Genomic DNA, 12,114 nt, shown 5'->3' with positions numbered 1-12,114 from the left:
CGTGAAGAGCATCCCAAGGGGCCTTTATTCCTGCGGCCCGCTTCCTTTTCAGCGATTTTCCAGAAGCCAGCACGATGCCCATCTACCGTTCCAAAACCTCCACCGCCGGTCGCAACATGGCAGGCGCGCGTTCCCTGTGGCGCGCCACCGGCATGAAAGACGATGACTTCAGCAAGCCGATCATCGCGGTGGTCAATTCGTTCACCCAGTTCGTGCCCGGCCACGTGCACCTGAAGGATCTGGGCCAGCTGGTGGCCCGCGAGATCGAAGCCGCTGGCGGCGTGGCCAAGGAGTTCAACACCATCGCCGTGGACGACGGCATCGCCATGGGGCACGACGGCATGCTGTATTCGCTGCCCAGCCGCGACATCATTGCCGACTCGGTCGAGTACATGGTCAACGCGCATTGCGCCGACGCCATGGTCTGCATCTCCAACTGCGATAAGATCACCCCCGGCATGCTGATGGCCGCGATGCGCCTGAACATCCCGGTGATCTTCGTCTCGGGCGGCCCGATGGAAGCGGGCAAGACCCGCCTGGCCAACCCGGTCACCAAGGTCATGGAGTTCAAGAAGCTCGACCTGGTGGACGCGATGGTGATCGCCGCCGACACCAACTACTCCGACGCCGATGTGGCCGAGGTCGAGCGCTCGGCCTGCCCCACCTGCGGTTCGTGCTCGGGCATGTTCACCGCCAATTCCATGAACTGCCTGACCGAGGCGCTGGGCCTGTCGCTGCCCGGCAACGGCACGGTGGTGGCCACCCATGCCGACCGCGAGCAGCTCTTCAAGCGCGCGGGCCGCCGCATCGTGGATCTGGCGAAGCAATACTATGAGCAGGACGACGAACGCGTGCTGCCCCGCTCGGTGGGCTTCAAGGCGTTTGAAAACGCCATGACGCTGGACATCGCCATGGGCGGCTCCACCAACACCATCCTGCACCTGCTGGCGATTGCCAAAGAGGCCGAGATCCCCTTCACCATGGCCGACATCGACCGCCTCTCGCGCGTCGTGCCGCAGCTGTGCAAGGTGGCGCCCAATACCAACAAGTACCACATTGAAGACGTGCACCGCGCGGGCGGCATCATGGCCATCCTGGGCGAGCTGGACCGCGCGGGCAAGTTGCACACCGACGTGCCCACGGTGCACGCTCCCACGCTCAAAGACGCGCTGGACCAGTGGGACATCGTGCGTACGCAGGATGACGCCGTGCGCACCTTCTACATGGCCGGCCCCGCCGGCATCCCCACGCAGGTGGCATTCAGCCAGAACACCCGTTGGCCCAGCCTGGACCTGGACCGCGCCGAGGGTTGCATCCGCTCGTACGACCACGCCTTCAGCAAGGAAGGCGGCCTGGCCGTGCTGACCGGCAACATCGCAGTGGACGGCTGCGTGGTCAAGTCGGCCGGTGTGGACGAAAGCATCTTGGTGTTTGAAGGCACGGCCCACGTGACCGAGTCGCAGGACGAGGCCGTGGCCAATATCCTGGCCGACAAGGTCAAGGCCGGTGACGTGGTCATCGTGCGTTATGAAGGCCCCAAGGGCGGCCCCGGCATGCAGGAGATGCTGTACCCCACCAGCTACATCAAGTCCAAGGGCCTGGGCAAGGCCTGCGCGCTGCTGACGGACGGGCGCTTCTCGGGCGGCACCTCGGGCCTCTCGATCGGTCACTGCTCGCCCGAAGCGGCCGCCGGCGGCGCGATCGGCCTGGTGCAGAACGGCGACCGCATCCGCATCGACATCCCCAACCGCACGATCAATGTGCTGGTGAGCGATGAAGAACTGGCCAAGCGCCGCGAAGCGCAAAACGCCAAGGGCTGGAAGCCTGCCCAGCCACGGCCCCGCAAGGTGTCGGCTGCGCTCAAGGCCTATGCCAAGCTGGTGATGTCTGCCGACAAGGGCGCCGTGCGCGACTTGTCGCTGCTGGACGACTGAGGGGGTTTTGCGGGGCCGGGTGCCCTGCTGCCGCTTGGAAGCCGCGCCCAAAGGGCGCGGCTTTTTTATCGGCGCTCTACTTTTGATAGCTGTCAGCGCATGATGGACTAGCACTTCCTCGGCTTTTTATTCAAAAACGGGTTCTGTGGGTCCTGCGGATCGTTCTGGCGCGGCAGCGGCCACCCGATGGTCTTGCCCGGGGCAAGCGGCCCTGGGTGCGGGGTCATCCCCAGCGCGGGCACAATACCCGCCACCATGTTGACCTATCCCCACATCGACCCCGTCGCCCTGCAGATCGGCCCGCTGGCTGTGCACTGGTATGGCCTGACCTATCTTGCGGCCTTTGGCCTGTTCATGTTGCTGGGCATCCGGCGCCTGCAGCACCCGCCCTTTGCTTCCATCACAGGGCCCGGCGCCTGGACGCGCAAGGATGTCGAAGACATCCTCTTTCTGGGAGTGGCGGGTGTGGTCATTGGCGGGCGGCTGGGCTACTGCCTGTTCTACAAGCCGGGCTATTACCTGAGCCACCCGCTGGAGATTTTTGCCGTGTGGCAGGGCGGTATGGCCTTCCATGGCGGTTTGCTGGGCGTGATCGTGGCCATGCTGTGGTTTGCGCATTCGCGCCAGCGCCCCTGGCTGCAGGTGGCCGACTTTGTGGCGCCCTGCGTGCCCACGGGTCTCGCGGCCGGGCGGGTGGGCAACTTCATCAACGGCGAACTGTGGGGCCGCTTTGCCAGCCCTGATCTGCCCTGGGGCATGGTGTTTGCGCACAGCGGCTCCATGCAGCCGCGCCACCCGTCGCAGGTCTACCAGTTCCTGATGGAAGGGTTGTTGCTGTTCATCCTGCTGTGGCTGTATGCGCGCAAAGAGCGCCGCCCCGGCCAGGTGGCTGCCGCCTTCCTGTTTGGCTACGGCGTGTTCCGCTTCATTGCCGAGTACTTCCGCGAGCCCGATGCCTTCCTGGGCATCCTGTCGCTGGGCATGAGCATGGGGCAATGGCTGTGTGTGCCCATGATCGTGGGGGGCGCTGCGATGTGGCTGTGGGCACAGCAGCGGCCGGTGGGGGCGCTGGTTTCGAGATAAAAAGGGCGATAGCGCCGGTATTATCTGCCCAAGCAGCTATCAAAATGGTAGTGCTGGGGGCGAGGGGCAGGTGGGCAGAGCATCAGTGCTGCGCATCCCCCCGCCGCGCCATCGTCCACAGGGCGGCGCCCACGATGAGCGCACCGCCCACCCAGCCCGTAACGCTGAGCTGCTCGCCCAGCCAGAACACCGCAAACAGCGCCCCAAAGGCGGGCTCGCTGCTGGTCAGCAAGCCCACCCGCGTGGGCGAGCTGTGGCGCAGTGCCCAGTTCTGGGCCACAAACGCAAACACCGTGCAGCCCGCCACCAGGTAAATGCAGGCCCACCAGAAGGCACTGGCCTGGGTGAGCGACGGCAGCGGGGGCAGCGTGCCCGGCAAAGCCAGCGCCAGCAGCAGGCAGCCCACCCCAATGACGCCCGACTGCACCGCCGTGAGGGCCAGCACCGGCGCATTGCGGCTGCGGGTGAGCCGCGTGGTTTGGCACACCGTGATGGCGCGCAGCACAGCCGCCGCCAGCATCAGCGCGTCGCCCCAGCCCCACCGGCCCGTGTAACCCCCACTGAGCAGTGCCGCGCCGAGGAGCGACACGGCGGCAAAAGCAAACATCGCGCGCTCGGGCCGCTGGCGCAGCAGCCACCACTCGGCAAACGGCGTGAACACCACACACAGGCTGATCAAAAACGCTGCATTGCTGGCCTGCGTGAGCGCAAGGCCAAAGGTCTCGCACAGAAAGATGCCCAGCATCAACACGCCCAGTGGCAGCCCGGCCACCAGCCCATCGCGCCGCTCGGGCGCACTGGCGCGCAGCAGGGCCGGGAGCAGTACGGCAAAGGTCAGGAGGAAGCGCACGGCCAAAAAGCCCAGCACCGGGTAGAACACCAGGGCCCCCTTGGCCACGCCGTAGCTCGTGCCCCACACCACGGCCACCAGCAGCAGGGCCAGGTCGGACAGGCGCGGGGCCAGCGGGGAGGGGGTGGACAGGGGCAGGGTGTGTGACATGGGATGCAGACTGGGGTGGAAGCAGTGGGGCGCCGCTCTGGGTAGCGATGGCTGGGCAAATTATCAATTTGCGTCGCTGGATTGATAATCGCTGTCAAAGCACTGCACTTGTTCACCATGCGCATCAATCAACCCATGGACAGCCTCCCCGACATGGCGGTGTTTGCCCGCGTGGTGGACGCAGGCAGTTTCTCGGCTGCCGCCCGGCAGCTGGGCATCACCCCCTCAGCGGTCAGCCGCCAGGTGGCCCGGCTGGAGGGGGCGCTGCGCGTGCGCCTGCTGGAGCGCACCACCCGCAAGCTGCGGCTGACCGATGCGGGCACGGCGGTCTACAGCCGCTGCCAGGACATGGTGTCTGCCGCGCGCGAGGTGTGGGCGCTGAGCGACACGCACTCTGCCGCGCCCTCCGGCATGGTGCGCATGAGCATGGCCAAGGCGGTGGGGCGCCAACTGGTGCACCCGCTGGTGCTGCCGTTTTTGCAGAAATACCCCCAGGTCGATGTGCAGCTGTTGATCACCGACCGCACGGTGGACCTGTTCGAGGAGCCCATCGACCTGGCCCTGCGCGTGACCGACACCCCGCCCCCGGGACTGGCCGGACGGCCGCTGGCCACGTTGCGCCATTTGATTTGCGCCAGCCCGCGTTACCTGGCCGAGCGGGGCCACCCCCGGCACCCGCGCGACCTGGAGCAGCACGCCTGCATCACCCTGGGCGAAGACGAGCGCGACCGGCACTGGCGCTTTGAGCGGGCAGGCGAGACCGCAACGGTGGCCGTGCGCGGCCGCTATGTGGCCAACCACAGCGAGGTGCGGCTGGAGGCCGCGCTGAGCCACCTGGGCATTGCCAGCCTGCCGGGCTTTACCGCGCGCGCTGCGTTGGAGCGGGGTGACCTGGTGACCGTGTTGCCCGACTGGGAGCACAAGACCTCGTACGCGGGCACGGCCTGGGTGCTGTACCCGTCCCACCGCTTTCTGCCCGCCAAGCTGCGGGTGTGGATCGACCACCTGGTGGAAGGATTTGCGGGCGTGGAGTGAAGCGGGAGAGGGGCGCGAGGGCAGGGTGAGCCTGCGGTGGGCTCAGCGGGGGGTACACCCTCGACAGCTCATTTGGCCCGGGGCGGATCAACAAATGACGGCGCCTTAGGGCCAACAGCAAGGTTCGCCACCCTGGCCGTTCTCTGGCACGCGGCGTTGCGCAAGCACCGCAGTTGCCATCTTTTGTGTAACCAAAGCCTCCAAAACAGGGTTTTCATCTTGTCATTTCGCATAATTATGAGAAATTACACACATGGCGAGGCAATCGCCACTGTTGTCAGCTGATAGCGGGGTGTTACAGGCATTCGACCTGCGCAATCCACTAGGAGTTGGCTGCTGATGCCTCGCGGGTTGGTGCCCTGGAGCCTTGTTTCACATGCGTCCTGTCCCGAATTCACTGCACGACGAAGTCGCCTCCCGGCTGCGGGAGCAGATTTTTGCGGGCACCTTGCCGCCCGGCAGCTTTCTGGACGAAGCCGCCCTGTGCGAGCGGCTGGAAATTTCTCGCACCCCGCTGCGCGAGGCGCTCAAGGTGCTGGTAGCCGAGGGGCTGCTGCGCCACGAGCCGCGCCGGGGTTGTTTTGTGGCCGAGGTCACCGAGAGCGACCTGGACGAAATCTTCCCGGTCATTGCGCTGCTGGAAGGCCGTGCCGCGCACGAGGCCACGCGCAAAGCCGTGGCGGCCGACATTGCCGCGCTGGAGCAGTTGCACGATCGCCTGCAGCAATGCGCGGCTGACGGGCTGGTCACCGACTACTACGAAGCCAACTACGCCATCCACGAGGCCTTCATCACGCTGGCCGACAACCGCTGGCTGGCCCAGGTGATTGGCGACCTGCGCAAGATCCTGCGCCTGGCGCGCCACAAGTCGCTGCACGCCCCCGGGCGCATGCAGCAAAGCCTGGCGGAGCACTTGGCCGTGTTTGCTGCCCTCAAGGCCCGCGACTGCGATGCCGCCGAAGAAGCCATGCGCACCCATTTGTTGCGCCAGCGCGATGCGCTGCGCGACGTAGCCCGCAACCAGCAATCGAGGTTGACCCCATGATCAGCAGCACCCCCGAATGGATCGCCCGCAGCGTGTCACGCCTGCGCACTGCCGCACCCGCCGCCGACAAGGCGGGTGACAAGCTCGCCAAGGCCGCGCTCGACAAAACCGTGACCGATGTGGTCGCCAAGGTGGCGGTGCCGCGTTCCACCCACGAGCGCCTGCAGGCCACCCTGCGCCGCGGCCAGGAGGCGCTGTCTCCCCGCGCGCTGCGCCGCCTGCTGGCCGACCTGCAGGAGGTGGTGGCGCCGCAGGTGAGCGAGATCGAAGGTGGCCGCCGCGCCCAGGTGGTGGCCGAGTGGTATGCCAAGGCCGAGCCCGAGGAGCGGCGCGACATGTGGCTGCTGATGTGCGAGCAGTTTGCGCCCGACGCCACGCGCTTCAAGTCCGCCCGCCAGCGCTACGAGGCAGCAGCGGGCACGGCCGAAGAAGGACAGGCCGAGATCAGCCTGCGCCGCGCTTTGGTGTCGCCCCGCACGCGGCTGCTGCAGCGGTTTTCGGCGTTCCCTGAAGGCATGCGCTTTCTGGTGGACATGCGCGCAGAGATCCTGCCGCTGCTCAAGGCCGACAAGCGCCTGCTGCCGCTCGATGCCGAGCTGGAGCACCTGTTCTCGACCTGGTTTGATGTGGCGTTTCTGGAGCTGCGCCGCCTGTCGTGGGACTCGCCTGCATCCCTGCTTGAAAAGCTCATCAAGTACGAGGCCGTGCACGACATCCGCAGCTGGGCTGACCTGAAGAACCGGCTGGACAGTGACCGCCGCTGCTACGGCTTCTTCCACCCGCGCCTGCCCAACGAGCCGTTGATCTTCGTGGAGGTGGCGTTGCTCGACAAGATCTCGTCCAGCATCACGCCGCTCCTGGACGAGGCCGCTGCGCCCGTGGACATCACGCGAGCCACCACGGCCATCTTCTACTCCATCAGCAACACACAAACCGGCCTGCGCGGCGTGAGCTTTGGCGACTCGCTGATCAAGCATGTAGTGGAGACGCTCACGGCCGAGTTTCCGCGCCTGCGCACCTTTGCCACGCTGTCGCCCATCCCGGGTTTCCGTGCTTGGCTGGGCAAACACGCGGGTGCGATGCTGGACCGCCTGGACGATAAGCGCCGCAGCGAACTGGGCCGCGCGGTGGGGTTCGAGCCGCCGCAGGCCACGCATTTTCTCGGGGCGTTGGACAAGGCGCTGGAGCTGGACGCTAAATCCCCTGTGCGCCAGATGCTGCTGGAATGCGCCGCGTACTATCTGGGCCGCGAGCTGCAAGAAGGCAAGCCGGCAGACCCCGTGGCCCGCTTCCACCTGGGCAACGGCGCGCGGGTAGAGCGCCTGAACTGGGCGGGTGATCCGTCCAGCAAGGGGCAAAAACAATCGTACGGGCTCATGGTGAACTACCTGTACGACTTGAAGCGCATCGACAAGCATCGCAGCTTGCTTGCGCAGGGCAAAGTGCCAGTGTCGGGGGACATCGACAGCCTTTGCCGCGACTGACGGGGCGGACGGCATGATGCCGGGTGAACCAGTGACAGCGTATTTTTACAACGACAGGAGACAAGGAATGACTGATTCGCGAATCCAACGCCGGGATGTGTTGCTCGGCGCAGCGGCTGCAGGTTTGGGCCTGGCCAGCGGCAGCAGCTGGGCCGACAGCAACTGGCCGACCAAGCCGGTGACGGTGGTGGTGCCTTTCCCCGCCGGTGGCGGCACCGATGCCTTTGCCCGGCCGCTGGCCGCGCAGTTTTCCAAAAGCACGGGCAAGACGCTGGTGATCGACAACCGGGGGGGCGCCGGTGGCACGCTGGGCGCCAGCATTGCCTCCAAGGCTGCGCCCGACGGCTACACCCTGTTCATGGGGGCGGTGCACCACGCCATTGCACCGTCGATGTACCCCAAGCTCGACTACGACATCGAAAAAGACTTCATCCCGCTGGCACTGTTGGCCAACGTGCCGCAGGTGGTGGTGGTCAACCCCAAGACGCCGTCGGCCAACTTCAAGCAGTTCCTGGACTACGTCAAGCGCAACCCTGCCAAGCTCAACTACGGCTCGGCCGGAGCCGGCACCTCGCACCACCTGGCGGGCGAGCTGTTCAAGCAGCAGACGGGCACCTTTATCACCCACATCCCGTACCGGGGCGCGGGCCCGGCGTTGCAAGACCTGATCGGCGGCAACGTGGACATGATGTTCGACGGCCTGGGGTCTTCCGCCAACCACATCAAGAGCGGCCGCATCAAGGCGCTGATGGTGTCGGGCCCCAAGCGCAACCCCGCGTTCCCCGACGTGCCCTGCGCCTCCGAAGTGGGCCTGCCCGACTACACCGTGACCACGTGGTACGGCCTGTGGGCGCCCAAAGGCACGCCGGCTGATGTGCAGGCCCGCATCGTGGACGAAATCAAGCGCCTGGGCACGGCCGAAGAGCTCAAGGCCGTGTGGGCCAGCAACGGCGCGGACTACGGCGGCATGACGCAGCAGCAGTTTGGCGCGTTTGTGAGCAGCGAGGTCAAGCGCTGGGCGGCCGTGGTGAAGGCGTCTGGCGCCAAATTGGACTAACCCCCAAGATGTTGCAAACAAACCCGCCATGCCCGCTCGCTCCGCAAAAGCGCACACCGTCGTTGTTGCAAATGCTGGCCATAGCCGGTGCTATGGCTGCGCTTTGCGCCTAGACGGAGCACGCTTATGCGGCGCGCTCGGGCACGCCGGGCTTATTCGCTCCGTCTGCGCTTTGCGCCATCCCCCGAGGGGGACGCCACCCGTGGCCTGGCAAAGCCCGTTCCACGGTGGCGCGGCCAGTGGTGCATCGCGGGTGCGAAGGTCGTAGGCGGTATGTGAAGGAAATGGATACCAGGATGTCGGGTGATGTGTTGATGAATGCTGGTGAGGGCGGAGTGGTGCATGTCACCCTGTGCCACACCGGGCGGCTGAACGCCATGTCGCGGCCCATGTGGCGGCAGTTGCGTGCGGTGTTTGAAGACGTGCAGCGCCGTTCCGATGTGCGCTGTGTGCTCATCGCGGGCGAGGGCGGGGCGTTTTGTGCGGGCGGAGACATTTCAGAGTACCCCGGCTTCCGTTTTGATGCGGCGGCGCTGCGCGACTTTCATGAAAACGACGTTTGGGGTGGGCTCAACGCCATGCTTCAGTGCGACGTACCCATCGTGGCCCAGATCAGCGGTGCCTGCATGGGCGCTGGCGTGGAGATTGCCAGCTGCTGCGACATCCGCGTGGCGGGCAGTGGCGCGCGCTTTGGCGCGCCGATTGCCAAGCTGGGTTTCCCGATGGCCCCGCGTGAGGCGCAATTGGTGGCCGGTGCGGTGGGTGACGTGACTGCACGCCAGATGCTGCTGGAGGCCGCCACCTTCAGCGCCCCCGACATGCTGGCCCGTGGCTTTCTGAGTCGCGTGGTGGCTGACGACATGGTGGCCACCGAAGCCCTGGGCAGTGCCCAGCGCATTGCCGCATTGGCACCCCAGGCCGCCCGCATGAACAAGCAGACGTTTCGGGCACTGAAAGCGCCTGTAGCGCTAGAAAATCATGCCCAGTCTGCTATCGAAAACATAGTTAATGGACCTGCCGACCCCTATGCCTACGCCGCCAGTGCCGAGCACCGCGAAGGGATCTCTGCCTTTCTGGACAAGCGCGCGCCGGTGTTCTGACCGACGCCGTCGTCCCCGGCTTCTCCCATTCAGTCCGTCCCAAACTCTCAACCCAGCTACCCAGCCCATCGAAGTCTGAGCCATGAGCCAACAAAACCTCTTCAGCGCCCTGCGCGCCGCGTTCCCGTCTGACCTGGACAGCACCGCCGTCGAGACCACGGCGGCGGACGGTACTCCGCTGTACTACACCTGGCGCGACCTGGACCGCGCCAGCGCCCGCATCGCCAACCTGCTCGCATCGCTCAAGCTGCCCGAAGGCAGCCGCGTGGCCGTGCAGGTTGAAAAATCCGTCGAAGCCATGGCCCTGTACCTGGCCACGCTGCGCGCGGGCTACGTGTTCTTGCCGCTCAACACCGCCTACCAAAGCGCCGAGATCGAATACTTCATCGGCAACGCCGAGCCTGCCGTGGTGGTGTGCAGCCCCGGTAACTTCGGCTGGGTCAGCAAAATCGCCTTCACCCTCGGTACGCAGCATGTGTTCACCCTGGGCGACGACCGCACTGGCAGCCTGCTCGATCGCGCTGCCCACCACAGTGACGAGCACCAGGCCGTGGCCCGCAGCGCCGACGATCTGGCCGCCATCCTCTACACCAGCGGCACCACCGGCCGCAGCAAGGGCGCCATGCTCACGCACGGCAACATGCTCAGCAACGCGGTCATGCTCAAGGACTACTGGGGCTGGACCGCTACCGGGGGGCCTGATGGCCGGGGCGACGTGCTCATCCACGCGCTGCCCATCTTCCACGTCCACGGCCTCTTCGTCGCCATCCACGGCGCACTCATCAACGGCAGCAAGATGATCTGGATGGCCAAGTTCGACCCCAAGGCCGTCATCGCCGCCATGCCCCGTGCCACCGTGTTCATGGGTGTGCCCACTCTGTACGTGCGCATGCTGGCCGAGCCAGGCCTGACCAAAGAGGCGGTGAAGAACATGCGCCTGTTCATCGCAGGCTCTGCGCCGCTGCTCATCGAAACCTTCAAGGAATGGCAGCAGCGCACCGGTCACACCATTCTGGAGCGCTACGGCATGAGCGAAACCATCATGCTCACCAGTAACCCCTACAGCGCCGATAAGCGCTACCAAGGCCAGGACGAACGCCGTGGCGGCACTGTCGGCTTCCCACTGCCGGGCGTCAGCCTGCGCGTGCAGGGCGACGACGGCAAAGACCTGCCCGTGGGCGAGATCGGCGGCATCCAGGTCAAGGGCCCCAACGTGTTCAAAGGCTACTGGCGCATGCCCGAAAAGACGGCCGAAGAGTTCACGAAAGACGGTTACTTCAAGACCGGCGACGTGGGCAAGGTCGATGAGCGCGGCTACGTCCACATCGTGGGCCGCAGCAAAGACCTGATCATCAGCGGCGGCTACAACGTCTACCCCGCAGAGATCGAGGGCTACATCAACGAAATGCCCGGCGTAGCCGAAAGCGCCCTGGTCGGTGTGCCGCACCCGGACTTTGGCGAAGTGGGCGTGGCCGTGGTCATTGCCAAACCCGGCGCCCAACTGGATGCCGACGCCATCGTGGCCCAGCTCAAGTCGCAACTGGCCAACTTCAAGATTCCGAAGAAGTGCTTTGTGGTGGCGGAACTGCCGCGCAATACGATGGGGAAGGTGCAGAAGAATCTGCTGCGGGATCAGTACAAGGGGTTGTTTGCCTGAGCAACTGCGCAGCGGGATGCGCACATAGACAAAAAGGGGCAAGTTGCCCCTTTTTTGTTGGCGGACGCAGACGCAAACTCAGGCGCTGCGTTTGCTCTGATTTTGATAGCTGAAGGCGTTTTCAATCAGACGTCATCAGCATATTTTGGGCTGCTTTAGCAGGTGGTCTCTTCAGCGCAGCACCAGCACCGGAATGTGCGAGTGCGTCAGCACATGCTGCGTTTCGCTGCCGAGCAGCAAACGCTTGAGGCCCTTGCGGCCGTGCGAGGCCATCACGATCAGGTCGCACTTGTGCTTCTTGGCGGCAGCAATCACGGCTTCGGCCACCAGGTCGGACTTGGCGACGACAGCCTTCACGGTCACGCCTTGAGCGCCGCCTTGGGCTTTCACGCCGTCGACCATGGCCTGTGCGGCGTCGCCCCACTGGGCTTCGATGCGTTTGACGTCGTTCATGTCCACCGGCATGCCGCCTTCAAAGTAGCTGCGGGGGTAGCGGGGCACCACCTTGAGGGCGACCACGGTGGCGCCTGACAGGGCGGCCAGGGACAGGCCATGTTCCACCGCTTTGTCCGACAGAGGGGATCCGTCTGTAGCGATCAGGATGCGTTTGTACATAAAAGGGCTCCTCAAAGTGATGGAACAAGCTTAGGATGAATCATGTTCCGGGGCTTGATCCAGGTCAATGTAGTTGTCATGCCCCACAGATAGGCTTGAACCAT

10 protein-coding genes are annotated in these 12,114 nt (G+C 65.3%); 8 read left to right on the top strand and 2 right to left on the bottom strand.

Annotated features, from left to right (window positions below; all coding sequences use genetic code 11):
• The first annotated feature begins 74 nt into the window (after positions 1-74).
• Together ilvD and lgt are read left to right on the top strand one after the other, a co-directional pair.
• Positions 75-1,934: a dihydroxy-acid dehydratase gene (gene ilvD / locus C380_RS15645; RefSeq protein WP_015014824.1), complete on the top strand. Its 1,860-nt coding sequence runs from the start codon at positions 75-77 to the stop codon at positions 1,932-1,934.
• A gap of 255 nt (positions 1,935-2,189) precedes the next feature.
• On the top strand, positions 2,190-3,017 hold the full coding sequence (lgt, locus tag C380_RS15640) for a prolipoprotein diacylglyceryl transferase (protein ID WP_015014823.1): 828 nt from the start codon (positions 2,190-2,192) through the stop codon (positions 3,015-3,017).
• Between the two features lie 82 nt (positions 3,018-3,099).
• On the opposite strand, the gene C380_RS15635 is transcribed toward lgt, so the two are convergent.
• Positions 3,100-4,017, bottom strand: a complete 918-nt coding sequence (locus C380_RS15635; RefSeq protein ID WP_015014822.1) for a DMT family transporter — start codon at positions 4,015-4,017, stop codon at positions 3,100-3,102.
• 117 nt (positions 4,018-4,134) lie between these two features.
• Here C380_RS15635 and C380_RS15630 point away from each other — a divergent pair, with 117 nt between their 5' ends.
• The 6 genes from C380_RS15630 (at position 4,135) to C380_RS15605 (ending at position 11,395) form a co-directional block, all read left to right on the top strand.
• Entirely contained in the window at positions 4,135-5,052 is a 918-nt protein-coding gene (locus C380_RS15630) for a LysR family transcriptional regulator (RefSeq protein WP_043566680.1), read from the top strand.
• Positions 5,053-5,428: 376 nt separating this feature from the next.
• A complete protein-coding gene (locus tag C380_RS15625) occupies positions 5,429-6,097 on the top strand; it encodes a GntR family transcriptional regulator (RefSeq protein WP_015014820.1) in 669 nt (222 codons plus the stop codon).
• Positions 6,094-7,581, top strand: a complete 1,488-nt coding sequence (locus C380_RS15620; protein WP_015014819.1) for a malonyl-CoA decarboxylase — start codon at positions 6,094-6,096, stop codon at positions 7,579-7,581. The genes C380_RS15625 and C380_RS15620 overlap by 4 nt, the downstream gene beginning before the upstream one ends.
• Positions 7,582-7,648: 67 nt before the next feature.
• Positions 7,649-8,638 (top strand): tripartite tricarboxylate transporter substrate binding protein, encoded by a 990-nt coding sequence (locus tag C380_RS15615; protein WP_015014818.1) that lies wholly within the window; start codon positions 7,649-7,651, stop codon positions 8,636-8,638.
• Positions 8,639-8,934: 296 nt separating this feature from the next.
• Entirely contained in the window at positions 8,935-9,738 is an 804-nt protein-coding gene (locus C380_RS15610) for an enoyl-CoA hydratase/isomerase family protein (RefSeq protein WP_015014817.1), read from the top strand.
• Between the two features lie 82 nt (positions 9,739-9,820).
• Positions 9,821-11,395, top strand: a complete 1,575-nt coding sequence (locus C380_RS15605) for a malonyl-CoA synthase (RefSeq protein WP_015014816.1) — start codon at positions 9,821-9,823, stop codon at positions 11,393-11,395.
• A gap of 171 nt (positions 11,396-11,566) precedes the next feature.
• Here the strand turns inward: C380_RS15605 and C380_RS15600 are convergent, their stop codons facing one another.
• Positions 11,567-12,010 carry a universal stress protein gene (locus tag C380_RS15600; protein WP_015014815.1) on the bottom strand — a complete coding sequence of 148 codons (444 nt, stop codon included), beginning with the start codon at positions 12,008-12,010 and terminating at the stop codon, positions 11,567-11,569.
• Positions 12,011-12,114: the final 104 nt, after the last annotated feature.

Source organism: Acidovorax sp. KKS102, assembly GCF_000302535.1.
Classification (GTDB): domain Bacteria; phylum Pseudomonadota; class Gammaproteobacteria; order Burkholderiales; family Burkholderiaceae_C; genus Acidovorax.
Note: the sequence above shows the minus strand (reverse complement) of the source record. Positions and strands in the feature narration are given on the sequence as shown.

What these genes read in the sequence shown, in the direction of transcription:
- ilvD (WP_015014824.1), top strand. Translation starts at nt 75, where the DNA reads ATGCCCATCTACCGTTCCAAAACCTCCACCGCCGGTCGCAACATGGCA.
- lgt (WP_015014823.1), top strand. Translation starts at nt 2,190, where the DNA reads ATGTTGACCTATCCCCACATCGACCCCGTCGCCCTGCAGATCGGCCCG.
- C380_RS15635 (WP_015014822.1), bottom strand. Translation starts at nt 4,017, where the DNA reads ATGTCACACACCCTGCCCCTGTCCACCCCCTCCCCGCTGGCCCCGCGC.
- C380_RS15630 (WP_043566680.1), top strand. Translation starts at nt 4,135, where the DNA reads ATGCGCATCAATCAACCCATGGACAGCCTCCCCGACATGGCGGTGTTT.
- C380_RS15625 (WP_015014820.1), top strand. Translation starts at nt 5,429, where the DNA reads ATGCGTCCTGTCCCGAATTCACTGCACGACGAAGTCGCCTCCCGGCTG.
- C380_RS15620 (WP_015014819.1), top strand. Translation starts at nt 6,094, where the DNA reads ATGATCAGCAGCACCCCCGAATGGATCGCCCGCAGCGTGTCACGCCTG.
- C380_RS15615 (WP_015014818.1), top strand. Translation starts at nt 7,649, where the DNA reads ATGACTGATTCGCGAATCCAACGCCGGGATGTGTTGCTCGGCGCAGCG.
- C380_RS15610 (WP_015014817.1), top strand. Translation starts at nt 8,935, where the DNA reads ATGTCGGGTGATGTGTTGATGAATGCTGGTGAGGGCGGAGTGGTGCAT.
- C380_RS15605 (WP_015014816.1), top strand. Translation starts at nt 9,821, where the DNA reads ATGAGCCAACAAAACCTCTTCAGCGCCCTGCGCGCCGCGTTCCCGTCT.
- C380_RS15600 (WP_015014815.1), bottom strand. Translation starts at nt 12,010, where the DNA reads ATGTACAAACGCATCCTGATCGCTACAGACGGATCCCCTCTGTCGGAC.